The organism is Sphingomonas sp. P3_C6 (assembly GCF_056402595.1).
The window spans coordinates 96,697-122,497 of the sequence record NZ_JBFUHB010000010.1 but is presented as its reverse complement, the minus strand read 5'-3'; the positions used below and the strand labels follow the sequence as shown (position 1 = coordinate 122,497).

Below are 25,801 nucleotides of genomic sequence, written 5' to 3'. Positions count from 1 at the left end.
AGGACGGATGCTCAGATTCCGCGCTCGCGCCGGATCTCCCGCCACTTCAGGACATTCGCATTATGTTGTTCGAGCGTGTTGGCGAACACATGACCGCCGGTTCCGTCAGCGACGAAATAGAGTGCACTGCTCTGTTCGGGATCGAGCACCGCATCGATAGACGCGCGGCCGGGATTGCAGATCGGCCCCGCCGGCAATCCGACCATGGAATAGGTATTATAGGCGTTCACCGCGCGGATTTCCGACAACAGGATCTTCCGGCCAAGGGGCCTTCCCTTCGTAATCGGATAGATGATCGTCGGATCGGCCTGGAGCATCATTCCGCGCTTCAGTCGGTTGGAATAGACTGCGGCGACCATGCGCCGCTCGCTCGGCTTGCCCGTTTCCTTTTCGACGATGGAGGCGAGAACCAGCGCCTCCTCCGGCGTCCTGACCGCGATGCCCGGCTTGCGCCTCGACCATGCCTGAGCGAGATATTGCTTCATCGCGCTCTGCATCCGCTGCACCATGAACGCCTTGGTATAGCCGCGCTCGAAGCTGTAGCTGTCGGGCAGCACCGTGCCTTCGCCCGGCACGGCCACATCGCCTTCGAGACCAGGCGTCTTGTCCAGCGCCGCTTTGACCATGACCGAGGGCCAGCCCTCCGGAACCGTCACGAAACGCTGAAGCGTCTTGCCGCCCTGAAGAACCTTCAGAATATCCGACTGGCTGAGATGCGGCGGCAGGCGATATTCGCCGGCCTTGATCGGCGCATTGGAGCCGACAAGCCGGGCAAACAACCTGAACTCGTTCGCCGAACGGATCGCCCCGGCCTTTTCGAGTTGGGCCGATGCGGTGACGAGGCTGGTACCGGGCGCGATCTGGACCGTGGTGGTCCGTTTCAACGGCCCCGGCCACGTCCAGAATTGCAGCCCGATAAACGCCGCCGTGATCGCGGCGAGGACGGTCAGCAGGCCGAGGCACCCGAGCTTGCGCACGACTCCCTAGACGGCCCGCATGACGAGGCTGGCATTGGTGCCACCAAAGCCGAAGCTGTTGTTGAGCACTGCCTTGATCGAGCGCTTCTTGGCAACATGCGGCACCAGGTCGACACCGACGCAATTGTCGCTCGGATTGTCGAGGTTGAGCGTCGGTGGCGCGATCTGGTCGCGCAGCGCGAGGATGCAGAAGATGCTCTCCACCGCGCCGGCACCGCCGAGCAGATGCCCGATCGCCGACTTGGTCGAGCTCATCGACAGCTTCGCGATGTCGTCCCCGAACAGCCGGCGCACCGCGTTCAGTTCGAGTTCGTCGCCGAGTGGGGTCGAGGTGCCGTGCGCATTGATATAATCGATGTCCGACAGCGCCAGCCCCGATTTGCGCATGGCCATTTCCATCGAGCGGAACGCGCCCGAACCCTCGGGGTGCGGCGCCGTGACGTGATAGGCGTCGCCCGACAGGCCGTAGCCGATCACTTCGGCATAGATCTTGGCGCCGCGCGCCTTGGCCCGCTCATATTCCTCGAGCACGACCACGCCGGCACCTTCGCCCATGACGAAGCCGTCGCGATCCTTGTCATAGGGGCGGCTGCCCTTTTCAGGCGCATCGTTGAAATTGGTCGACAGCGCGCGCGCCTGGGAAAAGCCAGCGATGCCGAGCGGGCAGATCGCACCCTCGGCGCCGCCCGCGAGCATCACGTCGGCATCGTCCATCGCGATCATCCGCGCTGCGTCGCCGATCGAATGCGCGCCGGTCGAGCAGGCGGTGACGACTGCGTGATTCGGACCCATCAGGCCATATTTGATCTGCACCTGGCCGGTGATCAGGTTGATCAGGCGACCATGAACGAAATGCGGCGACACGCGACGCGGCCCCTTTTCGTGGAGCACAATCGATTCGCTGGCGATGCCCGGCAGGCCGCCAATGCCCGATCCGATCGAGCAACCGGCGCGAAAACGTTCTTCCTCGGTCATGTCGGTCAGGCCGGCATCCTCGAGCGCCTGGCCGGCGGCATCGATGCCATAGATGATGAACGGATCGACCTGGCGCTGCACCTTGTGATCGACTCGCTTGCCGGGATCGAAGCCATATTCATGCTCCGGCGGCTTCACTTCGCATGCGATGCGGCAGGCATAGTCAGTCGCATCGAAGCGGGTGATGATGCCCGCGCCCGATTTCGAGGCGATGATATTCGCCCACGCGGTTTCCACATCGGCACCCAGCGGCGTCACAAGCCCGAGCCCGGTTACGACAACACGGCGCATGGCCATCTCCGTTCTTCGTTCGTCAAATAGGAACGGCCCCCCGCCCCGGTTGGTTACCCTGGGACGGGGAGCCGTTCATGTATTCCTGCCCACAAAGGGCCAGGCGGGGCGCCGGGGCGCCATCCGCCTGATCAGTCCTTGTGCTCGTCGATGAAAGTGATCGCGTCCTTGACGGTCGTGATCTTCTCGGCGGCATCGTCCGGAATCTCGACTTCGAACTCTTCTTCGAAGGCCATCACCAGCTCGACGATATCGAGGCTGTCCGCGCCCAGATCGTCAATGAAGCTCGCGTCTTCGGTGACCTTGTCGGCTTCGACGCCGAGATGCTCGACGACGATCTTCTTAACCCGGTCTGCGGTCTCGCTCATTGTTATCGTCCCTCTATCGCTGGGGGTTTCATTTCCTGAACGCACGTAGAGCGCGCTTGGTGCCCTTGCAAGAGGGCGCAGCCTGCAGGATCGGCACCGATCTGATCAGATCATCGCCATGCCGCCATTCACGTGAAGCGTCTGGCCGGTGACATATCCCGCCTCGCGGCTTGCCAGATAGACGACCGCAGCCCCGATATCAGCGCCTTCGCCCATATGCCCGGCCGGGATTCGCCCGTTCAGGACTTCCTTCTGCGCGTCGGGCAGAACATCCGTCATCGCCGAGCGAATAAAACCGGGTGCGACGCAATTGACGGTGATGCCGCGGCTGGCGAGTTCCTGCGCCAGGGCCTTGGACATGCCGACCAGCCCGGCCTTGGAGGCGGCATAATTAGCCTGTCCCGGATTGCCGGTCGTGCCGACCACTGAAGTGATCGAGATGATACGGCCGAAACGTGCCTTCATCATCGGCCGGGCCGCGGCACGGGCGATGCGGAACGCGGCCTCGAGATTGACCCGGATTACCTGATCCCACTCATCGTCCTTCATGCGCATGACGAGATTGTCGCGGGTGACGCCGGCATTGTTGACGACGATGTCGAGCTTGCCCAGTGCCTCGACCGCGCCCGGCACCAGCGCATCGACCGCCGCGCCGTCGGACAGGTTGCAGGGCAAGGCGACGTGATCGCCACCAAGGCTGTCCCTGAACGCGTCGAGCTTGTCCGCATTGGACCCGGAAACCGCCAGACGGGCACCCTGCCCCGCCAGCGCCTGCGCGATCGCCGAGCCGATTCCCCCGGAAGCGCCGGTCACCAGCGCGGTCATGCCTGTCAGATCGAACATTCTAGTCTCCTCTTTTCCTTCTCCCCTTGTGGGAGAAGGTGGCGCAAAGCGCCGGATGTGGGGGAGTGAGGTTCGGGACGCTATCCAACGAGTGTCCCCCTCACCCTTCCCACGCCTTCGGCGCGGGCCCCTTCCCTCTCCCACAAGGGGAGAGGGAGTTGTTACAGCGCCTTCGCCAACGCCTCGATGTCGTCCATCGAGATCACGCTCGCCGTGTCCACGTCGGGCAAGATGCGCTTGACCATCGGGGCGAGTACCTTGCCGCCGAACTCGATGAAGCGCTCCACGCCGGTGTCGGACATGGCCAGCACCGATTCCCGCCAGCGCACCATGCCGGTGACCTGTTCGACCAGCAGCCGGCGGATCGTGTCGACATCGCCGACCGGCGAGGCGGTCACGTTGGCGAACACAGGTACCAGCGGCGAATCGATCCGGGCTTCGGCCAGCGCCTTTTCCATCGCATCGGCCGCGGGCTGCATCAGCGGGCAGTGAAAGGGCGCCGATACCGGCAACAATACCGCACGCTTGGCGCCATATTCCTTGGCGATGGCGACCGCGCGTTCGATCGCGCCGCGATGGCCCGAGATCACCACCTGGCTCGGATCATTGTCGTTCGCGACGGTGCAGACCTCACCCTCGGCCGCCGCATTGGCGATGACCCGCGCCTTTTCGAGATCGGCGCCGAGCAGTGCGGCCATCGCACCCACGCCGACGGGCACGGCCGCCTGCATCGCCTTGCCGCGGTGCTTGAGCAACAGCGCCGTAGTCGGCACATCGAGCGCGCCGGCGGCGCACAGGGCGGTATATTCGCCGAGCGAATGGCCGGCGACATAATCGGCCTTGTCGGCCAGGCGGATGCCGCCTTCCTTCTCGAGCACACGCAGGGTGGCGATGGCATTGGCCATGATCGCCGGCTGGGCATTCTCGGTAAGCTGAAGCTCGTCCTCGGGACCTTCGGTCATCAGCCGGAAAAGATGCTGGCCAAGCGCCTCGTCGACCTCCTCGAACACCGCGCGGGCGATCGGGCTGGCTTCGGCGAGGGCGCGGCCCATGCCGACTGCCTGGCTGCCTTGCCCGGGAAAGATGAATGCGCGCATGAACGTCTCCTGTTGAGCCGGCGCCAGTAGAAAGCCCGGGCCGCACGTGCAAGTTTCCGCCGATCCGCACGAGCGACGGCGATGTCGAAGTGACCATCCCCGCTGCACGAATCCGCAGTTTTCCGGGCTTTTCTGAACCTCCATTCAGTTTGGGACAAGCTCTGCGACACTTCGCGACCATTTCGGCCCTTTGCCGGTACGGGCCTGCGACAACCGCTGCCTAGATAGGTGTCAGACGCCAGCAACGAGGCGCCGCAACGACACCGAGGAGTGAGTATTATGAAGAAGTTCATCCTGAGCGCGATCGCCGTCTCGATGGTCGCAAGCCCGCTGGCCGCCACCGCAGCATCGGCGGGCCAGTACCAGCCTCAGCAGCGCCACGAGACGGTCATCCGTCATCAGCCGGGCAAGACCATTGTCGTCCAGCGCGATTATCGCCAGAGCCGCCCGCAGTATCGCAACAGCTGGCGCAAGGGCGAGCGGTTCGATTATCGCCAGGCACGTAACTACCGTGTGATCAACGACTATCGCGGCCGTCACCTGAAGGCCCCGCCCCGCGGCTACCGCTATGTCCAGTCGGGCAATGACGCGCTGCTGGTCGGCATCTCGAGCGGCGTGATCGCAGCCATCCTGGCCGGCGCGCTGCGCTGATACCAGGCCATTACAAACCTTCCGGAGCGGCGGGGCAGAAATGCCCCGCCGCTTCTTTGCTGCGTGGCCCCGACCGTGGCATGGCATGGATCGATTCGGTGCTGGAGCGGGGCGGGTATGAGCAGACGGACTCTATTTCTGGCGGCGACGGTCGCCGTGGCGGCCATCGTGCCGCAACTGGTGCTCGGCCAGCAACGCGCAGGCTATCTGCCGCCCGACACGCTCCAGATCGTCCAGGTGCTGCCGCCGGCTCCCCTGAAAGGCGATGAGCGCTATCGCGCCGATCGTCGCATCTTCAAGGCCACCCGGCACTGGCTGGGCACGCCGCGCGGCGACCTGGCGACCCGCGACGTCGCGACCGGCATCCCGGCGATGTTCGACGCCTTCAGCTGTGCCGTGGGTGTCTCACTCACCCCGCAGACGGCGCCGAAGACGATGGCCCTGATCGTCAAGGCCGGGATCGACACCGGCACCCAGTCCGCGACCGCCAAGGATTATTTCAAGCGGCTTCGCCCCTATCAGATCGACAAGGGCAAGACCTGCCAGCCGCCCGAGCAACTGAAGGGAAGCTTCGATTATCCATCGGGCCATACGACCTGGGGCTGGACCTGGGCATTGCTGCTCGCCGAGATCGCGCCTGACCGGGCAACGCCGATCCTGACGCGCGGCCGGGCCTATGGCGAAAGCCGGATCGTCTGCGGGGCCCATAACGCCACTGCGGTGCAGGCCGGGTACACCACGGCATCGGCAACCCTCGCCGCGGACCATTCCCAACCCGCCTTCAAGGCAGACATGGCGGCGGCGCAAGCGGAAATCGCGGCGCTGCGGGCCGATCCGGCAACGCCGAAGCCGAGCAACTGCCCGGCGGAAGCGGCGTTGCTCGCGCAGCCCATTCTCTAAAGCCCCAAGGCTTGCCTTTCACGCCGTTTCGGCTAAGGGAGCGTCCATCGGGGTAGAAAGCGCCAGCTTTCCGCCCCGGTTGCATTGAGAGACGATAGCCGGAGGGGCGTTGCGCATGGTGCGTACGTCAGCGATCGGCCAAGAGAAGAGAAAGCAGCATGGCTCTGTACGAGCACGTGTTCCTTGCGCGCCAGGATCTGGCACAGGCGCAGGTGGACACGCTGGCGGAAACCGCCACCAAGATCATCGAAGACAACAAGGGCAAGGTCGTGAAGACCGAGTCCTGGGGCCTGCGCAGCCTCGCGTACAAGATCGCGAAGAACCGCAAGGCGCATTACGTGATGCTCGAAATCGACGCACCGGCCGGTGTCGTCGCCGAGCTGGAGCGCCAGACCCAGATCAACGAAGACATCATCCGCTACATGACCGTCAAGGTCGACGCCCTCGAAGAGGGTCCGTCGGTGATGATGCGCAAGAGCGATCGTGACCGTGAGCGTCGTGGTGACCGTGAGGGCCGTGGCGACCGTCCGGACCGTGGTGACCGGCCTGAGCGCCCGCGTCGCGACTTCGACGGCGAATAAGGAGCATATAGACAATGGCACGCCCATTTTTCCGCCGCCGCAAGAGCTGCCCGTTCTCCGCGAAGGACGCCCCCCGGATCGACTATAAGGACGTCCGGCTGCTGCAGGGCTTCGTGTCCGAGCGTGGCAAGATCGTCCCGAGCCGCATCACCTCGGTGAGCGGCAAGAAGCAGCGCGAGCTCGCCCAGGCGATCAAGCGCGCCCGTCATCTGGGCCTGCTGCCCTATATCGTTAAGTAAGGAGCCGGACTCATGGATGTGATCCTGCTGGAACGAGTCGAAAAGCTCGGCAACATCGGCGACGTGGTGAAGGTGAAGGACGGTTTCGCCCGTAACTTCCTGCTGCCGAACAAGAAGGCGCTTCGTTCGAACGAAGCCAACCGCAAGGTCTTCGAGAAGAACCGCGAGAAGATCGTGGCCGACAACGCCGCACGCCGCGGCGAAGCCGAGACCGAAGCCAAGTCGATCGACGGCATCACGCTGACGCTGATCCGCCAGTCGTCCAACACCGGCCAGCTCTACGGTTCGGTCGCGGTCCGCGATCTGCTCGAGCTGCTCGAGGCCGAAGGCCACAAGGTGCCGAAGTCGGCGATCGTGCTGAACAAGCCGATCAAGGCCATCGGCGTCTATGAGGTGAAGGTCTCGCTGCACGCCGAAGTCGCCGTGACGATCAAGGTCAACGTCGCACGCTCGCCTGAAGAGGCCGAGATGCAGGCGAAGGGCGTCGATGTCATGTCCGCGATGTTCGAGAAGGACGAGGCGGGCTTTGTCGAAGCCTATGACCCGAACGCCGAGCCGGGCGCTACCGCCGAGGTCCAGTCCGAGCCGGAAGCAGAAGAGTCGGCCGAAGGCTGAACCTGCCAAGGTTACTATAGAAAAAGGGCCGTCCGGACGATGTCCGGGCGGCCCTTTTCTTTTGTCCCGCAATCAAGCGGGTGACGGGGTATTTCGGCGTTACGGCACCGCGACGCACGCACCCACCACCGCCACTAGCGGGATCAGGGCAAGGAAGAGCGGAACGACGGATTTCATGGCCTGTTTCATTTCCTGTTGAGGAACTTGAAAGGGAAAATGCGCACCGCGCCCAAAGGTTTCAACAGGATGAACGGGAATATTTTTACGGCCAAGCGGAACCTTCCAGCGACGAGCCGAGTCAGGGCGGTGAGATTCGGTTAACGTGAGCGCCGTCACCCGTTACAAAGTCCGTATCCGACCGTCGCGACACGCCGCATTCCCCGCTCGGAACGGTTTCCGTGTTTTAATCCAATTGTCTTTTCCGTTCGCCTATCCGCTGCGATCATGCGGCGATTTACCTCAGGGGCTTTGACGAAATCGGGATCGGTCGCACCATGGCGGTACTTGGCCCGGGCTGGCTTACCCCGGTCGCGGCCGACCGACCGGCCTCGCTCGAGGGCTCGGTTCACGACGAGAGCAATTATGTTCGCGCCAACCCGCAGCTTCCGATCTTAACCGCGTCGAGCCGCTGGAAGCAGAAAATCTTCCAACAGAGCGTGGTCTCGACCTCGTCCGGTTGCCCGCCCGATTTTCCCTGTTCCCGCCGGTYATCAGGGAATTTAACAGGGAATTTCGATTTTTCTCGCCGCGGCCCCCGACAATGCGAATCTTTTCCTAGCGATATCAGTGGAATATCGGGAATTCCCTGTTATCGAAAACAGGGAATTCATAAGCGGATAACAGGGAAATCCCGCGCGGGAACAGGGAAAGAGCCCGCGTCGCACGGGCGCGATTGTTCCAACAGGCTCACAAGGAGAAAGAGCGGGGCAGGAGCACCAGAGGCTCCCCCTCACCCGCTACATTCCCCTATTGTCGCCGATGTTGAATCGATCGTGCCAGCAGCGCGATCGCCTCAGAGCAGCCCGGCTCTTGCCAGCCCGGCATCCACCGCGCGCTGGCTCGCTTCGCCCGGCCAGGTCATCGGCAGGCGCAGCGTCTTCGGGAAATCCGGGCGCACGCGGCTGAGCGCGTATTTGATTGGCCCGGGCGACGCATCGGTGAACAAGGAGACGTGGAGCTGGAACAGGCGATCCTGATAGTCGAGCGCGCTGGCATAATCGCCGGCAAGGCACGCCGCCTGGAACTCGGCGCATAGCCTCGGCGCGACATTGGCCGTCACGGAGATGCAGCCACGCCCGCCGCTCGCCATGAAGGCAAGCGCCATATCGTCATTACCCGAGATCTGGCAGAAATCCGGGCCGCAGGCATCGCGCTGGGCGGAGACGCGCTGGATGACGCCCGTCGCATCCTTCACGCCGACGACACTGGGAAACGCCTCTGCGATACGGCCCATCGTCTCGACCGCGATGTCCGTCACGGTGCGGCCCGGCACATTATAAAGGACGATCGGCAGGTCGCAGCTGTTCGCCACTGCCTCGAAGTGCCGGAAGATACCCTCCTGGTTGGGGCGGTTGTAATAAGGCGGCACCATCAGCGCCGCATCGGCGCCGGCCTCCTTCGCCGCCTTGATGTTCTGGATCGCGACCCGTGTATCGTTCGAGCCTGCCCCGGCGATCACCGGCACCCGACCGGCCGCCTGCTCGACGCACACGCGAACGGCATGGAAATGCTCCTCGGCCGACATGGTCGCCGCCTCGCCGGTCGTGCCGCAGGGCACCAGGGCAGCCGATCCCTCGGCGATCTGCCAGTCGATGAAATCGCGATAGGCACCTTCCGCGAAAGCGCCGTCTTCATCGAACGGCGTGACGAGCGCCGGGATCGATCCCGAGAACATATTTGATTTGCTCCTGCGCGACGGTGATTCCGTCGCATTTTTGTAAATTGTTCAGCGACAAATAAGGTCGGCTCCCATATCCTGTCCACATGATACCGTCATTGATTAAGTCGGGATTGCTGGTCGCTGGTGTTTCAGGCCTGGCGATGACCTCCGGAACGGCCCAGGAACAGCTTGGTTGGGGCCGCGCGCAACAGGCACTCGAAGGGTCGGCTGCCGCCAATGGCGCCCTCTCCGCGACGATCAGCGAATGGAAATCGCTCCGCGACAGTTCTACCTATCCATTCGATACATATGCGCGCTTCCTGCTCGCCCATCCCGGCTGGCCCGGCGAGATGGCGATGCGGCGCAGCGCCGAGAATGCGCTGGGCATCAACACAGCCTCGCCCGGCACCGTCGTCACCTATTTCCGACGCTATCCGCCGCTGACCGGTGCCGGCAAGACCCGCTTCGCCGAAGCGCTGGCAGCGACCGGCTCGCGTGACGAGGCCAACCTCGCCGCCAAAAATGCCTGGGTGTCCGGAACGCTCTCCGCCCTGGACGAAGCGAAACTGATCGGAAGTTTCTCCGGCGCCCTGACCCAGGCCGATCATGACACCCGGATGGATATGCTGCTCTGGCAGGGATCGATCCAGTCGGCCCAGCGCCAGCTCGCGCTGGTCAGTTCGTCCAAGCGCCCCGTGTTCGAGGCGCGGCTTGCCCTGCGTACCAATGCGCCGAATGCGTCGGATCTCGCCTCGTCGACGAGCACGATCGGCGCGGGCGACCCGGGCTATCTCGCGGATCGTGCCGCCTGGTTCCGCAACAACAATGCCTCGCCCAGCGCGCGCAGCCTGCTCGCCCGCCGTCAGAGTCTCGCCTCATACCCCGGCAACCCGGAGAAATGGTTCGAGACGCTGTTGACCAATGCGCGCGGCGCCGCCGCCGATGCACAATATTCGATCGCCTTCGATATCGCGCGCCAGCTCGACGATGCCTATCCGGCCGGTACCGATGTCAGCGAACAGCCTTATGGCGAGCGCGACGACTATACGAGCCTTGCCTGGCTCGCCGGCCAGACCGCGATGAAGCAGCTCGGCCGGCCGGCCGACGCGATCGGCATGTTCACGCGCTATGGCAGCGCATCGAAGACGCCGACGACCCAGTCCAAGGGCTTCTATTGGGCGGGCCGGGCCGCCGAGGCAGCCGGTCGCCGTGGCGAGGCCAACGGCTATTATGCGCGCGCGGCGGGTTTCCGCGACCTGTTCTACGGCCAGCTCGCGATCGAGCGGCTCGGCCAGGCGATGACCCCGCCGGGCGACCCGCTGATGAAACCGGTCGATCCACAGATCCGTGCCGCCTTCTACAACCGCGAGACGGTACGCGCGGCGCAGTATCTCGGCACGCTCAGCGCCTGGCAGGACCAGACCGTCTTCGTCCGCCAGATCGCCCTCGACGCCAAGACCGACAGCGACCATGTGCTCGCGACCGAATTGTCGCGCACCCTTGGGCGGCCCGATCTCGGCGTGATGGTCGGACGCAGCGCGCTACAGAACGGGCTGAGCGAATATAGCACGGTAGGCTTCCCCAATGTGCGCGTGCCGGCATCGAGCCAGGACAGCTGGACGATGATCCACGCCATCGCGCGGCAGGAAAGCCAGTTCGATCGAGCGGCCGTCAGCCATGCCGGCGCGCGCGGGCTGATGCAGCTGATGCCCGGCACCGCGCGGGAGACGGCGGGCAAGCTGGGCATGTCCTACGATCCGGGCTCGCTGACCAACGACACCGACTACAACATCAGTCTGGGCTCGAGCTATTTCGAGCGGATCTACCGGCTCTATGGCAGCTATCCGCTGGCCGTCGCCGCGTACAATGCCGGCCCGGGCAATGTGAACAAATGGCTGAAGGCCAATGGCGATCCGCGCACGCCCGGAGTCGACATGATCGACTGGATCGAGGCGATCCCGATCTACGAGACCAAGAACTACGTCCAGCGGGTGTTGGAAAATGCCGTCGTCTACGACCTGATGAACCCGACCCGCTCGCGATCCAGCGGGACGCGGCGGATCAGCTGGTATCTGGGCAAGTCGACGCCGGGCTGAAAGAACAGTTCGTCCAATAACCCGCTGTTCTTCCCCGGCGAAGGCCGGGGCCCAGTTGGGGGACGTTTCCGGCCAACGTCGCACCCCATTACCTCGACTTCCCAACTGGACCCCGGCCTTCGCCGGGGAAGCGGCATTTATTGCCGTTGTAGCGCCACCGCTTCGACCAGCTTAGAATGGCTCATGGACCGCCCCAACTACATCACGCCCGCGGGCTACAACGCCCTCAGCACAGAGTATCGCGCGCTGCTCGGCGATGAGCGGCCGAAGCTGGTCGATGTGATCTCCTGGGCGGCGGGCAATGGCGACCGGTCGGAGAATGGCGATTATATCTATGGCCGCAAGCGGCTGCGCGAGATCGACCGGCGGCTGGGCTGGCTGGCGAAGCGGATGAAGGCGGCCGTGGTGATCGATCCCGCCGCCCAGCCGGACCGCACGCGCGTCTGGTTCGGCGCGACCGTGACGATCGCCGACGAAGATGATGTCGAACGCGTGCTGACCCTTGTCGGCGACGACGAGACTGACGCCGCGGCCGGCCGGATCGGCTGGAATGCGCCCCTCGCCCGCGCGTTGCGCGGGTCGGCGATCGGCGACCTCCGCCGGGTCACCCTCCCCGCTGGCGAGCGCGAATATGAGGTGATCGCCATCTCCTACCCGGCAACCTAGCGTTTCCGGCAGGGTCGATTGACGTCACCCGCCCGTCGTGAAACGATCGCGCAACGAAACGATCCGAGAGGAACCGTCATGCCGATCCCCGCGACCTGGTCTTCCCAGCTTCTCAGCATCCTGCGCATCGTCACCGGCCTGGGCTTTCTCCAGCACGGTGTCTCCAAATTCTTCGGCATTCCTCCCTTTCCGATGCCGCTCAATCCGTTGCTGACCACGGCCGGCGTGCTCGAGCTGGTCGGCGGCACGCTGATCGTGATCGGGCTGTTCACCCGCCCCGTCGCCTTCGTTCTTTCGGGCATGAGCGCGGCCGCCTATTTCATGGTCCATGCGCCGCAGGGTTTCTTCCCCGCGGCGAACCAGGGCGAGCCGGCGATGCTCTATTGCTTCATCTTCCTGTACATGGCGGCTGCCGGCGGCGGCGTGTGGAGCGCTGACTCGGCCCGTGCCAGGGGGTGACGGGCGCCCCGCCCAGCGGGACCGTCGCGCTGCCAATCGACGCAGACAGTGCCTCGCACCGCGCGCCCGACCCGGGCTGACGGCATCGTCCGATCTCGGCTTGTCACTATCGGCCGGGGCGGCCAGAATAATGTCAGTCGAGCCCTGTGCAATCCCCGCCAAGGCGCGTGGAGAAACCCGGCGCACGGGTTCCGAGTTCAGCACCGTCGGCCTTGCCGATGAGATAGGTGACGCGCAGGTCGGGGCCAGTGCCCGCATCGACCGTCCAGGCATCCACCTTGCCCTTGGGTGTGTCGACCGTCTCGCTGCCCGTCACCCGCAGCGTGAAACTCCCGAAACCCTTGTCATATTGGTAGAATGGCAAGCTGTAGTCGCCGCCGGCGGCCAGCGGCAGCGCGCCGAAGGTAAGCCCCCAGAGATTGCCTTCCCAAACGGGAGTCGGCGCGGCAAGGTCTACCGGCACGGCGACGTCCTTCTCCAGCCGCGATCCCGTGATCCGGCCGTCAGCATAGCGCAACCGGACATGATCCTTGCCAAGCTTGCGATTGTCGAAGGCGATCGGTCGCAGGTCCTTGCGCGCCAGCACGAAATGATCGCGCAGGTCGAAGGCGCCGTTGCTCAGGCGCTGATGGACGACGATGTCCCATGCCGGCTCGCTGGCCGCCTCGGTTTCGCGGACACTCTGCCATGTCGCGCCGATCACCGCCGGGCCCGTGGCCGTGTCCCGCACGATGGCATAACAGGTGGCGCCGACGCTCAGCCGGCCGCCATCGGGCACTACCGCCAGCGCCAGCATCGTCGCGAGAATCATGGCCGTTTCCTTCCCGATCAAACCGTATTGCTAGAGCAATACGCCAGTGACCCGGTTTCGCAAGGCAGGCGCAGACCTATGAAAAGCGTCGGCTAACCGTCTCGAAAATCAGTCGTCTCACGCCGGAAGCTGCCTTAATCGCGGCGAATATGCCGCGTCCCGGCTTTTGGCCGGATCGGCCGCTGTTAGGGTCTGACCCTGACCGGGCGGGGGTCGCACGGTCGTGTACAGCGAGAAACGACAAATGAGCGCGACACAGAGAATGATCGTGAGCGGCAAGGTCCAGGGCGTCGGGTATCGCAACTGGACGATCTGGACGGCCAATGCGCTGGGCGTGACGGGCTGGATCCGCAACGTCCAGGACGGCCGCGTCGAGATCATGGCATCGGGTGAGGACAAGGCATTGACCGCGCTGGTCGAGGCCTGCCGACAGGGGCCACAGCTCGCCCGGGTCGACGATGTCGAGGTGCAGGCAGTCGGCGAGGTCCGCCTCAAGGGCTTCAACAAGCGCCTCGCGATCGACGCCTGACGAGACGTCAGCCGATAGCGATATCCTCGTCCCACAGCGTCGGATGCTCGACGATGAAGCGTGCCATCAGATCGATGCAGCGCTGATCGTCGATCACATCGACGCGCACGCCGCGGTCGCGCAGGAAATCCTCATTGCCGCCGAAATTGCGGTTCTCCGCGATCACGACATGGGGAATGCCGAACTGCACGATCGTGCCGGCGCACATCATGCAGGGGCTGAGCGAGGTATAGAGGATGGTGCCCTGATAATTTGGCCGGCGACCGGCATTGCGCAGGCAGTCCATTTCGCCATGCGCGATCGGGTCGCCCTGCTGGACTCGCCGGTTATAGCCTTCGCCGAGGATCCGCCCGTCGCCAACCAGCACCGATCCGATCGGCAGGCCGCCTTCGGACCTGCCCTGGACGGCCAGATCGAAGCAGCGCGTGACGAAGGGGGCATGGCTGTCGGTCATCGCTCGGCCTCTTACTTGCTGTCGGCACAGGCGTACCGCCACGATTATCTCCGGTCGAGAGCGCGACGGGTCGGGATCCCCGCCCCCATTCGGGAAAGAAACCAATGATCAGCACGATACCAGCCACGACCCAACGCGTCTTCGTCTCCGGCAAGGTCCAGGGGATCGGCTTCCGCGACTGGGTGGTCCGCCATGCCAAGGCGCTCGGCCTAACCGGCTGGGTCCGCAACCGGAACGACGGCCGACTCGAAATTCTGATCGTCGGTGAAAGCGACGCATCCAACGCATTGATCGACAAACTGCGTGAGGGCCCGCCAAGGGCGCGGATCGATCACGTCGAGGCTCACGCCGATAGCGAGCGCCCGCCCAAGGGGTTCACGAAGCGGTTTACGGCCTAGGATTGGCCAGAAGTGTTGCCACATCACCAAGGCCAAGCCTCGCGAGATGGCCCCCTTCGAAGCAGATATCCTGGCTCACTTCCAGTACGGCCCAGGCCGGCGGGGTCATTGCCCGAAGCACCACGTCGTCCGGTAATTCAATCTCGGCCAGTTCGAGCCCGTCGAGTACCCCGTCGAAGAGATCAATCCCGAAATCGGTGCCTGACACCTTGTAGCGGCGTTTCGCCAGAGTTCTCGCCGGCAGCATGAGAAAGGCCTCATATTCGGCCTCGGCCAGATAGGCTGTCACAATCGGCCGCACGAGTGGATCGGCGGATTCATATTTTTTGGTCAGCTTGAACACGGTCCGCCCGGTCGCGCTATCACGCATCCGGCGCAACCGTATCCGCGTATCCTGGAGATAGCGGTCGTCGATCGACACGAAGGGCAAGCCGGCCAGTTCCGGCCGGCTTGCACGATCGACGAGAAAGCGGCGTTCCCGCTCGATATGCGCGTATTTCGGCGATCGATCTTCATCGTCGCCGCCACGCATCAGCGGGTCAGCTTCTTGTACGCGAGGCGCGTCGGCCGATCGGCTGCGTCGCCCAGGCGACGGCGCTTGTCCGCCTCGTAGCTCTCGAAATTGCCCTCGAACCACTCGACATGGCTGTCGCCCTCGAAGGCGAGGATGTGGGTCGCGAGGCGATCGAGGAAGAAGCGGTCATGGCTGATGACCACGGCACAGCCGGCGAAGCTCTCCAGCGCCTCTTCGAGCGCGCGCAGCGTTTCGACGTCGAGGTCGTTGGTCGGTTCGTCGAGCAGCAGGACGTTGCCGCCCTCCTTCAGCATCTTGGCGAGATGGACGCGGTTGCGCTCACCGCCCGACAGCTGGCCGACCTTCTTCTGCTGGTCCTGCCCCTTGAAGTTGAACGCGCCGACATAGGCCCGCGTGCCGAGCTCCTGCTTGCCGAAACGGAAGACCTCGAGCTTGTCCGAAATCTCTTCCCAGACATTCTTGTTGGGATCGAGATCGTCGCGGCTCTGGTCGACATAGCCGAGCTTGACCGTCTGTCCGACCTCGATCGTACCGCTGTCGGGCTGTTCCTGACCGGTGATCAGCTTGAACAGGGTGGACTTGCCGGCGCCGTTGGGTCCGATCACGCCGACGATGCCGCCTGGTGGCAGCACGAAATCGAGGTTCTCGAACAACAGCTTGTCGCCATAGGCCTTGGTCAGTCCCTTGGCCTCGATCACCTTGCCGCCGAGACGTTCGGGCAGCTGGATCAGAATCTGCGCCTTGCCGACCGAACGGTTCTCCTGCTTCTCCATCAGCTCGTCGAATGCACGGATACGCGCCTTGGATTTGGTCTGGCGGGCCTTGGGGGTCTGGCGCATCCAGGCGAGTTCGTCGGCGATCGCCTTGGCCTTGCCCTGCTCCTCGCGCTCTTCCTGCTCGAGCCGCTTCACCTTCTTTTCGAGATACCCCGAATAGTTGGACTCATAGGTGTAGTAGCGGCCGCGATCGAGCTCGAGCACCCAGTTGACCACGTTATCGAGGAAATAGCGGTCATGGGTCACGAGAATGACGTTGCCGGTATATTCCTTGAGGTAGTTCTCAAGCCACTGGACGCTTTCAGCATCGAGATGGTTGGTCGGTTCGTCGAGCAGCAGGATCTGCGGCTTTTCGAGCAGTAGCTTGCAGAGCGCCACACGACGCTTCTCACCACCCGAGAGGTTGGTGACCGGGCTGTCGCCAGGCGGGCAACGCAGTGCCTCCATCGCGATTTCGAGCTGGTTGTCGAGGCTCCAGCCATCGACCGCGTCGATGCGGGCCTGGAGATCGCCCATCTCCTCCATCAGCGCGTCGAAATCGGTGTCGTCCTTGGGATCGCCCATCTCCGCCGAAATGGCGTTGAAGCGATCGACCAGATCGGCGATCGGACGGACACCGTCCTTGACGTTGTCGATGACGTTCTTGGTCGGGTCGAGCTGCGGCTCCTGCGGCAGGTACCCGACCTTGATGCCCTCGGCGGCCCAGGCCTCGCCGACGAAATCGGGGTCGATGCCGCCCATGATCTTCATGAGCGTCGACTTGCCCGAGCCGTTGGGGCCGATGATCGCGATCTTCGCGTCGGGAAGGAACTGGAGGTGGATGTTGTTGAGCACCGGCTTGGGGGCGCCGGGGAAGGTCTTGGTCAGACCTTTCATCACATAGCTGTACTGCACGGCCATCGCCGATCGGCTCCGTCTTTGGAATGCGGGGAATTTCGCTGGCGCATGTAGTGATTACGGCGGCAATTGGCAAACCGGATCATCTTCAAAAATCCGTCTGCGCGGCGCTTGTCCAGACACCTTGCTTGCTTCTAAGCGACGATGCGACCGCCCTGCACCTTTCCGGGCGAACGGAGGACCCGATCTTGCGCAATGTCTCTCTTCCCGCGGCACTTGCCGCCTTCGCCCTCGCCTGTCCTGCAGCAGCGCAGCAGGCGTCGCTCGACCCGGCCGTCGGGAAGCTGCGCGACGCGGCACTGAAGGATGATGTCGCCTGGGATATCGTCGAGGGTCTGACCACAGAGATCGGCCCGCGCCCCGACGGTTCGCCGCAACAGGCCAAGGCGCGCGATTGGGCCGTGGCCAAGCTCAAGAGCCTCGGCTTCCAGAATGTGCGGATCGAGACCTATCAGCTCGACACATGGGTTCGTGGCCAGGAAAGCGCCGAAGTCGTCTCGCCGTTTCCGCAGCCGCTGCGGCTGACCGCGCTCGGCAATTCGGGCGCGACGCCGCCCGAGGGGCTGACCCTGCCGGTGGTGTTCTTCCCCACCATCGACGATCTGCGCGCCGCGCCCGACGGCAGCCTGAAGGGCAAGATCGCCTTCGTCTCCAACACCATGCAGCCGACGATGGACGGATCGAGCTACGGCAGCCAGGGTGCCGCGCGGCGCCAGGGGCCGAGCATCGCGGCGAAGAAGGGCGCGAGCGCGATCGTTATCCGCTCGATCGGTACCGATCATGGCCGCGGACCGCATGCCGGCGTCACCAATTTCGAGGCCGGTGTGACCCCGATCCCCGCCGCCGCCCTGTCGGTGGCAGACGCGGCGAACCTCGAGCGCATGGTGAAGCGCGGCAAGCCGGTAACGCTCCATCTGGTGCTGACGCCGAAGCGGGTCGGCCTGCGCGAATCCGGCAATGTCATAGCCGAGGTGCCCGGCACCGATCCCAATGCCGGCATCGTGCTGATCGGCGGCCATCTCGACAGCTGGGATCTCGGCACGGGCGCGATCGACGATGCCTCGGGCGTCGGCATCACGACGGCGGCGGCCAAGATGCTGCTGGATTCGGGCAAGCGCCCTCGGCGCACGATTCGCGTCGTCTGGTTCGGCGACGAGGAAACGGGCGGTTTCGGCGGCGAGGCCTATGCCAAGGCACATGCTGGCGAACGCCACGCGATCGCGACCGAATCCGATTTCGGTGCCGACCGGGTCTGGCGTTTCGAGACCAACCTGCCCGACAGCGCAAAGCCGGTCGCGGACCGGCTGGCGGCGGCGCTGAACCCGATCGGTGTGATCCGTGGACCCGGCGCATCGAACGGCGGCACCGATGTCGAACCGGTGCTGGCGACCGGCGTCGCCGGGGTCGATCTCAACCAGAACGGCCTGCGCTATTTCGACTATCACCACACGCCCGAGGACATGATCGACGTGATCGACCCCGAGCAGCTTCGCCAGAATGTAGCTGCCTGGACGGCAATGCTTGCCGTGGTTGCGAACGCCCCGGAAGAGATTGGACCGGTTCCGGTCAAGAAATGACGGAAAACCGTCATCGAACCTTTCTATAAGATGAATTGCGATTGACGCACCTGCAACGGCCGCTATGAAAAGCCGCTCGTGGTAGCAATCGGGCTGGCCGCGAATTTTGCTATGCTTGGGAGCATCCGCATGAAGAAGATCGCCTTTGTTCTCGCCGCCGCCGGCCTGATGTCGCTCGCCGCCTGCTCGAAGCCCACCCCGGCCGAGAACAACGTCGAAGCGGTGGCAGATACCCTGGACAATGCAGCCGACAACATCGAGGCCATTGCCGACAACACGTCGAACGCTGTTGCAGCCGACGCGATCGACAACGCTGCTGAAGGCCTGCACAACACCGCAGACGCCGTCACGTCGAACATGTAATCGACTCGACCGGGCCCCGGCCCGGTCGGTCGTTTCGAGAGGGCGTCCCTTCGGGGGCGCCCTTTTTCGTTGGCGCTCTGAGCTGGCTGTCATGACGCCAATGTGCGCAACGATGCCTTTCCCGATCCATCCGGTGCGATTCAAGAACACCCCCCGCCGGACCGGTTAGCAGTCCTGGCGACATGTCCTTGCACGCGGCCTCTCCGCTGCCATTGCAAGCGCCTTAACAATATTGACTCGCAATAGCATGAAACCTAGACGCCCTCCCGGAACGCCAGCAGGGGGATGAAAATTGCGTTATCGGCTAGCCGCGAGTTTGTGTTGTTCGGTCATGTCGGCCCCGGCGATGGCGCAAGAAGCGCCTGAAGCCGGCGCTACGAGCGAGGCCGAGACAAACGAGGTGGTCGTCACCGGGCGCGCGGCGCGGCTCTATCGCGTCGAGGAGACGGCCAGCGGGAAGCTTCCGACCGAGCCGCTGGCGTCTTCGCAAGCGATCACGGTTCTCACAAAGGAGCTGATCAAGGATCAGGGCGCTCGCGACGCGCAGGATCTCTACCGCAACATTTCGGGCGTAAGCTTCTTCTCCTACGCAGGCGTAACCGCACGCGGCTTCCGCCAGCAGGAGAATTTCTATGATGGCCTCCGCGGCGATCCCTATATCGGCTTCTCGGTGCCGCAGCTCTTCAACATGGAGCGGGTCGAGTTCCTGAAAGGGCCGGCGGGCATGCTGTACGGCCAGACCTCGCCCGGCGGCCTTTTCAACTATGTCACCAAAAAGCCGTCGCAGACCTTCTCGGGCTCGATCGGCGTCGTCGGCGGCACGCGGAACCGCTACGGGGCACAGGCCGAGGTGACCGGGCCGGTCAATGACGTGATCTCGCTGCGCGCCGGTGCCTTTTTCGAAGATCGCGACCTTCCACGCACCTTCGCTGGCAACAGATCGCTGGTCCTTGACGCCGGCTCCACCTTCGATTTCGGCGTCGCCAAACTTACCGCACAGATATTCAGGATCGAGCTCGACCTCGACGCCAATCGCCTGCGGGGTATTCCGGTCGACAATCAAGGCCATTTCCTCGCCGACCGCCGCTGGAACCACAACGAGCCGAGTGACTTTCTCGACCTGCGTTCTACCACGGCCCAGGCCCGGCTGGACCTCGAGCCGACCGACAATCTCAAGCTCGACGCGTCGGCCCGCCACATCGACGCGGTCGAGACGCAGAAATATCACGAGCCGATCACGCTGCTCGACAGCAATCGCGATGGCCGATTCGATGGTGTCGCGCGCCAGTATCGCGACCAACTGCGCGACAACGACGTCTGGTCGTTCGCCGCCAATGCGATCTGGTCGACCACGCTTGGCGATCGGTTCTCGAACCGGTTGTTGGCAGGCTTCGACTATAGCAAGACCGACGCGATCTTCGACGGCAGATCGGTAACAGGCCGTGCCACCGCGACCGCCGGGCTCCCCTGCCCGCTGACCTTTTCCGACCCCGTCTATCGCGCCTGCGATCCCGCGAGCTACGCGTTGCCGCCGATGGTGCGCGACCTGACAGAATCCACCCGCAGCGGCTTCTATTTGCTCAACGAGGCCACGCTCGGGCGATTCGTCGCGGTGGCAGGTATCCGCACCGACAGGTTCGAGGACGTGTCGCGACCGGGCAGCGGCCCCGCCTCGCGCTTCAAGGGTAGCGACGAGAGCTACCGCATCGGCCTGGTCTGGCGGGTGCGCGACGACGTCTCGCTGTTCACGCAATATGCGACCAGCTTCGAGCCGCAAGGCGCGACCGCGCAAGACCCACGCGCGGGCGGCCCCTTCGCGCCAACCACGGGCGACATCATCGAGGGTGGGGTCAAGACAGCACTGATGAACGGCCGGCTCCAGTCCAGCCTTTCGGTCTACAAGATTCGGCGCGAAAATCTGCTCCAGGCCGATCCCCGTGGCGATCCGGAAGGCGATGGTGTCAACAACTCGATCGCTTTCGGCGAGGTCACCTCCAAGGGCGTCGATTTCGATGTCGCCACCGACGTCACCCGGAACTGGGTGCTGACGATCGCTTATTCCTACAACGACGCGAAGATCACCAGGAACAACGGGCTGACGGCGATCACCAACGCCGTCGCCGGCGGCCGCTTCGCCAACGCCCCCAGGCACAAGCTCGGCTTCTGGACGCGCTACCAGCTGCCGCGGACCGGCCTCGCCTTCGCCTTTGGCGGCAATTACGTCTCGCGGCGGATCAGCCTCTCCAACCAACCGGTCAACCCCTACATGGTCTTCGACACCTCGGTGACCTATGGTCGCGGCCACTGGGAAGCGCGTGCGCGCATCGACAATCTCTTCGACAAGACCTACGCCGCCTCAGGCTTCAACGATCGCGGCGGCCATTTCCCCGGGGAACCGCGCTCGGCCTTCCTCGAACTCGCCTACAAGTTCTGAGTCATGGCGACGGCCACCATTGCAGCCGGACGAACGGGCAAGATGAAAGCAAGCCGCCTTTGGTGGCACGTCCATCATTGGGTCGGCTTCAAGCTCGCCTTGTTCATGACCTTCGTCTTCCTCACCGGGACCTTGGCCGTCGTCGCGAACGAGATCGACTGGTTACTCCAGCCGTCGCTGCGCGTATCGCCATCGAGCGTCGGGGCCGAGCCGGACTGGGAGAAGATCGTAGCCAGCGCCACGACCCATCCCGGTATCAAGCAGGTCCAGGGCATCGACGAGCCGATCGCCGGGGCCTTCGCGGCCAAGGTTTCGGTAATCTGGGACGATGGCCGCTACGGCCTGCTCCATATCCACCCAGCCACCGGTGCGGTACAGGGCGAGGCACCATGGGTCGGGGCGCAGCGTGTGCTGCGGAACATGCACCGACATCTCAACCTGCCAGTATGGATCGGCGTGCCGATCGTCTGCTCCCTCGCCTTCCTGATGTCGATCAGCCTGGTCAGCTCGTTCATGGTCTACAAGAAGTGGTGGCGCGGCTTTCTGAAGCTTCCGCGCCAGCGTGACTCACGTACATGGTGGGGCGACTTCCACCGGATGGCCGGCGTCTGGAGCCTGTGGTTCGTCGCGCTGATCACGCTGACCGGTATCTGGTATTTCGTCGAACAGATGGGCGCCGACGCCCCGGTTCCCCGCGTCGCGTTCAACAAGGAGGCGCCGATTGCAGCGCACGGTCCGCTCGAAGCCGGCCAGCGGTTCGCGATGAGCCTGCGCGCAGCCCGCGCTGCTGACCCACAGATCGACATCCAGAGCATTCAATTCCCTTCGGCCAGATCTCCAGCATTCGTCTTCGAAGGTTCGAAGAGCGCGATACTGGTCCGCCCCCGCGCCAACGCGGTATGGACGGATGTGGCGTCGGGCCGCGTCCTCGCCGACTATGACGGCGCGGACCTGAACCTCCACCAGCGGATCAGCGAGATGGCCGATCCGCTGCATTTTGGTACGTTCGGCGGCTATTGGACCAAGATACTCTGGTTCCTGTTCGGCGGATTGCTGTCCAGTCTTTCTGTATCCGGCGTGGTGATCTATGCGCTGCGCATCGGCCGCGAGTTCAAACATGCGACGCCGTTTGGTCTCGGCCTCGGGCGCGTCTGGCACGGAATGGCCGGATGGCGATGGCTCGCGCTCCTGTTGGTCCTGACCGCTTTCGTCATGCTCCCGGTACTGCTGGCGGAACGGGCGCGCTAGAATTTTCCGTGACCAGCGCGGAAAGCTGGAACAGGTGGGTCCCTCCCGCCGCCGACCACGGCAAGCCCACTCGCAGGATATCAGGCGTGCTCAGTTCCGAGGGTGGAAGACACCTTCCACAGGTCGACCCCGCCTTCTCCGGCATACTGATCGATTTCGTTTAACTCCGCCTCGTCGAAACCAAGCGTGTTGGCCGCGTCGAGCGATTCGTCGAGCTGCTCGACCGTCCGTGCGCCGATCAGCGCCGAGGTCACTCGCGGATCGCGCAGCACCCAGGCGATGGCCATCTGGGCGAGCGACTGGCCGCGCCGCTCGGCGATCGCGTTCAGTGCGCGGATTCGCCCGATATTCTCGTCGGACAGCATCGACTGGCCAAGCGAGCCGCCCTTGGTCGCCCGCGCTCCCTCCGGCACACCGCCGAGATATTTGCTGGTCAGCAACCCCTGCGCGAGCGGGGAGAACGCGATGCAGCCGGTACCAAGCTCATCCAGCGCGTCGAGCAGCCCATTTTCTACCCAGCGATTGAGCATCGAATAGCTCGGCTGGTGGATCAGCAGGGGCACCCGCTCTTCGCGCAGGATCGCCGCCGCCTTGCGGGTCAGCTCGGGCGAATAGGAGGAGATGCCGACATAGAGCGCCTTGCCCTGGCGGTGCAGGTGGGCGAGCGCGCCCATCGTCTCCTCCAGCGGGGTCTTTGGATCGACGCGGTGAGAATAGAAGATGTCGACATAATCGAGCCCCATGCGCTTGAGGCTCTGGTCGCAGCTCGCGATGAGATATTTGCGCGATCCGCCGACGTCACCATAGGGGCCCGGCCACATGTCCCACCCGGCCTTGGAGGAGATGACCAGTTCGTCGCGATGCCCGGCGAAATCGGCAGCGAGCACGCGGCCGAAATTCTCCTCGGCCGATCCGTAGGGCGGGCCGTAATTGTTCGCGAGGTCGAAATGGGTGACGCCCCGATCGAATGCGCGACGCAGCATCGCCCTGCCCGTCTCGAATATATCGGCCCCGCCGAAATTCTGCCACAGGCCGAGGGAGATCGCCGGCAGGTCAAGCCCGCTCCGGCCGCACCGACGATAAGGCATGCGCCCGTCATAACGTGCGGGATCGGCGGTATAGGGCGTGGGATAAGGCACCGGGAAACTCCTGTGGGTGAGTATGGTACTCAGGGCCGGACGGCAGCCCGTTTGCTATACCATTTCGCCAACACGTCGAACGCCTGTTTGCGCTGGCCCGTTTCGGATATCAGCCCCTTGCGGTTCCACCCCATCTGATAGATCGGATGCTGGCGACGCGGCGACCGGAAATCCTTCAGGATCCAGGGCGACATGCCCACCAGATTGGGGATCTTCCCCGCCATCGCCAGCGTCTGGCGATAATAATCCGCCTGGAATTCCTCGGAGAATTTCCGCTCCGTCACCGAATCATGGAAACCGGCCAGCGCATCGGCGCCGAATTCGGACAGGATGAGCGGCTTGTCCACCCGAGTCTCCCAGCCGATCGCCGGCAGATCGGCGAGACGATCGTCGGAATACCAGCCATTATAGGTGTTGATCGCCATCACATCGAGCCGCGACGCAAGCGGATCGGCGAGGGTCATCACCGGATGCCCGTCCTTCTGCTTGCGCTCGGTGAGCAGGGCGGCCGTCACCAGCCGATCGGGATCGAACTTGCGGACGTCGTCGACCAGCGTGCCGAGGAAGGCGTTACGCGCCTCGCTGACCGGCGTTTCGTTCGCGACGCTCCACAGGATGATCGCGGCACGGTTGCGATCGCGCAGGATATTCTCGGCCAGCATCGCCCTTGCCCGCACCAGCGTGTCGGGATTGTCCCAGGCGATCCGCCAATAGACCGGCACCTCGCTCCACACGAGCAGGCCGAGCTCATCCGCCATACGCGTCGTCACCTCGCCGTGCGGATAATGCGCAAGCCGCACGAAATTGCCGTTGAGGCCGCCCTTCACCTCGCTCAGTAAGGCGCGCGAGGCGGCAGGGGTGATCGCGCGGGTCGGGTTGGTGCCGATCTCCTCCTCGTGCAGGCTGATACCGCGCAGGAAGACCGGCTTGCCGTTGAGCAGTATCTGCGCACCGCGCGCCTCGACCGTGCGGAAACCGACCCGATCCTGCCAGTGATCGGCGCCTGCTTCGACCACGACGTCATAGAGCATCGGGCTGTCGGGCGACCAGCGGCGCAAGCCGGCAGGCGCGGCGGCCGTGGCGGTCCAGCGCCCCGCCCCGTCGGCCTTGCCGTCGATCCTCAACCCGAGCGCCGGCACCGAGAAGCGCACCGGAAGCCCGGCTGCCTTGTCCCCGTTCAGCGCGACGTCGATCGAGATCCGCCCGTCCCGCCCGAGCCTTACCCAGGCATCGTCGACATAGGTCGCCTGCGTCTCGACGAGCCGCACCGAGCGGGTGATGCCACCATAATTCTCCCAATCGGTGACGGGCGGCGGCACGGTGACAGGGCTCGGTTCCGAATCCGCCCCGACGACGAGGCGGTTGTCGCCCTTGCGCAGGATGCCGGTCACCTCGAACGAGAAGGGCGTGAAGCCGCCTTCATGGCGGCCGAGCTTGCGGCCGTTGAGGTACACATCGGCGCTGTAATTGACCGCGCCGAAGCGCAGGAACTGGCGCTTGCCGGGTGTCGGCGCCGCGGGAAAGCGGCGCTGGTACCAGATCAGGCCCTGATAATAGCGCAGCGTCGAATCCTGGGTCAGCCAGGACGACGGCAGGATCGCGCGCGGCGAGCGGTCCAGATCATATTCGTACAGCGCGCGCGGATCGGCTGTGGTGAGCGCGTCGACATCGGCATCGTCATAACGGCGATGGCCGGGGCCCGGCTGTCCGCCATGGAAGCCGGCCACGCCGTCGCGATATGGATCGACCGAATAGGTCCAAACTCCGTCGAGGTTCGTGCCAGGGCGCAGATCGCCCGAGGTGAGCAACGGCGCCTGTTGCGCCTGAGCCGGCACGATCGCCAGCGCCATCACACACAGCCCGATCAGGCCCACGACACCGGCGCGCATGCCCCATCTCTCCGCCAGCGCCATCACCTCGTCATCCGCCCCGTTCCAGATCCGTTTCGATGCGCGAAATGGTATCAGGCAAGCTTGTCAAAAGCCCGATCGAACTTTGCAGAT

27 protein-coding genes are annotated in these 25,801 nt (G+C 64.2%); 14 read left to right on the top strand and 13 right to left on the bottom strand.

Annotation, left to right across the window (positions count from 1 at the left end; genetic code table 11):
- Positions 1-11 precede the first annotated feature (11 nt).
- The 5 genes from mltG to fabD all read right to left on the bottom strand — a co-directional run bounded on the left by mltG (position 12) and on the right by fabD (position 4,551).
- Complete coding sequence (mltG, locus tag AC1DT7_RS12295) at positions 12-977, bottom strand: endolytic transglycosylase MltG (RefSeq protein ID WP_478036235.1); 966 nt, start codon at positions 975-977, stop codon at positions 12-14.
- Positions 978-983: 6 nt separating this feature from the next.
- A complete protein-coding gene (fabF, locus tag AC1DT7_RS12290; RefSeq protein ID WP_478036234.1) occupies positions 984-2,243 on the bottom strand; it encodes a beta-ketoacyl-ACP synthase II in 1,260 nt (419 codons plus the stop codon).
- A gap of 131 nt (positions 2,244-2,374) precedes the next feature.
- Positions 2,375-2,611 (bottom strand): acyl carrier protein, encoded by a 237-nt coding sequence (locus AC1DT7_RS12285; RefSeq protein WP_272627031.1) that lies wholly within the window; start codon positions 2,609-2,611, stop codon positions 2,375-2,377.
- A 105-nt stretch (positions 2,612-2,716) separates the two neighbouring features.
- Positions 2,717-3,454 carry a 3-oxoacyl-[acyl-carrier-protein] reductase gene (fabG, locus tag AC1DT7_RS12280; protein ID WP_478036233.1) on the bottom strand — a complete coding sequence of 246 codons (738 nt, stop codon included), beginning with the start codon at positions 3,452-3,454 and terminating at the stop codon, positions 2,717-2,719.
- A 161-nt stretch (positions 3,455-3,615) separates the two neighbouring features.
- Positions 3,616-4,551 carry an ACP S-malonyltransferase gene (gene fabD / locus AC1DT7_RS12275; RefSeq protein WP_478036232.1) on the bottom strand — a complete coding sequence of 312 codons (936 nt, stop codon included), beginning with the start codon at positions 4,549-4,551 and terminating at the stop codon, positions 3,616-3,618.
- A 279-nt stretch (positions 4,552-4,830) separates the two neighbouring features.
- Between fabD and AC1DT7_RS12270 the strand changes: the two genes are divergently transcribed.
- The 5 genes from AC1DT7_RS12270 to rplI all read left to right on the top strand — a co-directional run bounded on the left by AC1DT7_RS12270 (position 4,831) and on the right by rplI (position 7,537).
- Positions 4,831-5,202 carry an RcnB family protein gene (locus AC1DT7_RS12270; RefSeq protein WP_478036231.1) on the top strand — a complete coding sequence of 124 codons (372 nt, stop codon included), beginning with the start codon at positions 4,831-4,833 and terminating at the stop codon, positions 5,200-5,202.
- Positions 5,203-5,319: 117 nt separating this feature from the next.
- On the top strand, positions 5,320-6,102 hold the full coding sequence (locus AC1DT7_RS12265) for an acid phosphatase (protein ID WP_478036230.1): 783 nt from the start codon (positions 5,320-5,322) through the stop codon (positions 6,100-6,102).
- Positions 6,103-6,260: 158 nt separating this feature from the next.
- Complete coding sequence (rpsF, locus tag AC1DT7_RS12260) at positions 6,261-6,683, top strand: 30S ribosomal protein S6 (RefSeq protein WP_372853702.1); 423 nt, start codon at positions 6,261-6,263, stop codon at positions 6,681-6,683.
- A gap of 14 nt (positions 6,684-6,697) precedes the next feature.
- Entirely contained in the window at positions 6,698-6,922 is a 225-nt protein-coding gene (gene rpsR, locus AC1DT7_RS12255; RefSeq protein WP_034158365.1) for a 30S ribosomal protein S18, read from the top strand.
- Positions 6,923-6,934: 12 nt separating this feature from the next.
- On the top strand, positions 6,935-7,537 hold the full coding sequence (gene rplI, locus AC1DT7_RS12250) for a 50S ribosomal protein L9 (RefSeq protein WP_478036229.1): 603 nt from the start codon (positions 6,935-6,937) through the stop codon (positions 7,535-7,537).
- 99 nt (positions 7,538-7,636) lie between these two features.
- Here rplI and AC1DT7_RS12245 read toward each other — a convergent pair whose 3' ends face one another.
- Both AC1DT7_RS12245 and dapA read right to left on the bottom strand, forming a co-directional pair.
- Complete coding sequence (locus tag AC1DT7_RS12245; RefSeq protein WP_478036228.1) at positions 7,637-7,873, bottom strand: hypothetical protein; 237 nt, start codon at positions 7,871-7,873, stop codon at positions 7,637-7,639.
- Between the two features lie 676 nt (positions 7,874-8,549).
- Positions 8,550-9,431 carry a 4-hydroxy-tetrahydrodipicolinate synthase gene (gene dapA, locus AC1DT7_RS12240; protein WP_478036227.1) on the bottom strand — a complete coding sequence of 294 codons (882 nt, stop codon included), beginning with the start codon at positions 9,429-9,431 and terminating at the stop codon, positions 8,550-8,552.
- Positions 9,432-9,520: 89 nt separating this feature from the next.
- Between dapA and AC1DT7_RS12235 the strand changes: the two genes are divergently transcribed.
- The 3 genes from AC1DT7_RS12235 to AC1DT7_RS12225 all read left to right on the top strand — a co-directional run bounded on the left by AC1DT7_RS12235 (position 9,521) and on the right by AC1DT7_RS12225 (position 12,637).
- Entirely contained in the window at positions 9,521-11,512 is a 1,992-nt protein-coding gene (locus AC1DT7_RS12235) for a lytic transglycosylase domain-containing protein (protein ID WP_478036226.1), read from the top strand.
- A 183-nt stretch (positions 11,513-11,695) separates the two neighbouring features.
- Positions 11,696-12,178, top strand: coding sequence for a transcription elongation factor GreB (gene greB / locus AC1DT7_RS12230; RefSeq protein ID WP_478036225.1), 483 nt, complete (start codon positions 11,696-11,698; stop codon positions 12,176-12,178).
- A gap of 78 nt (positions 12,179-12,256) precedes the next feature.
- A complete protein-coding gene (locus AC1DT7_RS12225; protein WP_478036224.1) occupies positions 12,257-12,637 on the top strand; it encodes a DoxX family protein in 381 nt (126 codons plus the stop codon).
- A 133-nt stretch (positions 12,638-12,770) separates the two neighbouring features.
- Here the strand turns inward: AC1DT7_RS12225 and AC1DT7_RS12220 are convergent, their stop codons facing one another.
- Positions 12,771-13,448, bottom strand: a complete 678-nt coding sequence (locus AC1DT7_RS12220) for a DUF3108 domain-containing protein (RefSeq protein ID WP_478036223.1) — start codon at positions 13,446-13,448, stop codon at positions 12,771-12,773.
- A gap of 262 nt (positions 13,449-13,710) precedes the next feature.
- Between AC1DT7_RS12220 and AC1DT7_RS12215 the strand changes: the two genes are divergently transcribed.
- Entirely contained in the window at positions 13,711-13,977 is a 267-nt protein-coding gene (locus AC1DT7_RS12215) for an acylphosphatase (RefSeq protein ID WP_478036256.1), read from the top strand.
- A 7-nt stretch (positions 13,978-13,984) separates the two neighbouring features.
- Here the strand turns inward: AC1DT7_RS12215 and AC1DT7_RS12210 are convergent, their stop codons facing one another.
- Positions 13,985-14,431 carry a nucleoside deaminase gene (locus AC1DT7_RS12210; RefSeq protein ID WP_478036222.1) on the bottom strand — a complete coding sequence of 149 codons (447 nt, stop codon included), beginning with the start codon at positions 14,429-14,431 and terminating at the stop codon, positions 13,985-13,987.
- A 104-nt stretch (positions 14,432-14,535) separates the two neighbouring features.
- Between AC1DT7_RS12210 and AC1DT7_RS12205 the strand changes: the two genes are divergently transcribed.
- On the top strand, positions 14,536-14,829 hold the full coding sequence (locus AC1DT7_RS12205; protein WP_478036221.1) for an acylphosphatase: 294 nt from the start codon (positions 14,536-14,538) through the stop codon (positions 14,827-14,829).
- Here the strand turns inward: AC1DT7_RS12205 and AC1DT7_RS12200 are convergent.
- Entirely contained in the window at positions 14,819-15,361 is a 543-nt protein-coding gene (locus tag AC1DT7_RS12200; RefSeq protein WP_478036220.1) for a hypothetical protein, read from the bottom strand. The genes AC1DT7_RS12205 and AC1DT7_RS12200 overlap by 11 nt on opposite strands.
- Entirely contained in the window at positions 15,361-17,040 is a 1,680-nt protein-coding gene (gene ettA / locus AC1DT7_RS12195) for an energy-dependent translational throttle protein EttA (RefSeq protein ID WP_478036219.1), read from the bottom strand. The genes AC1DT7_RS12200 and ettA overlap by 1 nt, the downstream gene beginning before the upstream one ends.
- Positions 17,041-17,225: 185 nt before the next feature.
- Here ettA and AC1DT7_RS12190 point away from each other — a divergent pair, with 185 nt between their 5' ends.
- From AC1DT7_RS12190 to AC1DT7_RS12175, 4 genes are all read left to right on the top strand, one after another.
- Positions 17,226-18,614: a M20/M25/M40 family metallo-hydrolase gene (locus AC1DT7_RS12190; RefSeq protein WP_478036218.1), complete on the top strand. Its 1,389-nt coding sequence runs from the start codon at positions 17,226-17,228 to the stop codon at positions 18,612-18,614.
- 129 nt (positions 18,615-18,743) lie between these two features.
- Positions 18,744-18,977, top strand: coding sequence for a hypothetical protein (locus AC1DT7_RS12185; RefSeq protein ID WP_478036217.1), 234 nt, complete (start codon positions 18,744-18,746; stop codon positions 18,975-18,977).
- Between the two features lie 346 nt (positions 18,978-19,323).
- Positions 19,324-21,411, top strand: a complete 2,088-nt coding sequence (locus AC1DT7_RS12180; protein ID WP_478036216.1) for a TonB-dependent siderophore receptor — start codon at positions 19,324-19,326, stop codon at positions 21,409-21,411.
- A gap of 42 nt (positions 21,412-21,453) precedes the next feature.
- Positions 21,454-22,659 carry a PepSY-associated TM helix domain-containing protein gene (locus tag AC1DT7_RS12175; protein WP_478036215.1) on the top strand — a complete coding sequence of 402 codons (1,206 nt, stop codon included), beginning with the start codon at positions 21,454-21,456 and terminating at the stop codon, positions 22,657-22,659.
- 80 nt (positions 22,660-22,739) lie between these two features.
- Here AC1DT7_RS12175 and mgrA read toward each other — a convergent pair whose 3' ends face one another.
- Together mgrA and AC1DT7_RS12165 are read right to left on the bottom strand one after the other, a co-directional pair.
- Positions 22,740-23,798: an L-glyceraldehyde 3-phosphate reductase gene (gene mgrA, locus AC1DT7_RS12170; RefSeq protein ID WP_478036214.1), complete on the bottom strand. Its 1,059-nt coding sequence runs from the start codon at positions 23,796-23,798 to the stop codon at positions 22,740-22,742.
- A 29-nt stretch (positions 23,799-23,827) separates the two neighbouring features.
- Positions 23,828-25,687 (bottom strand): glycoside hydrolase family 2 protein, encoded by a 1,860-nt coding sequence (locus AC1DT7_RS12165; RefSeq protein ID WP_478036213.1) that lies wholly within the window; start codon positions 25,685-25,687, stop codon positions 23,828-23,830.
- Between the last annotated feature and the right edge of the window lie 114 nt (positions 25,688-25,801).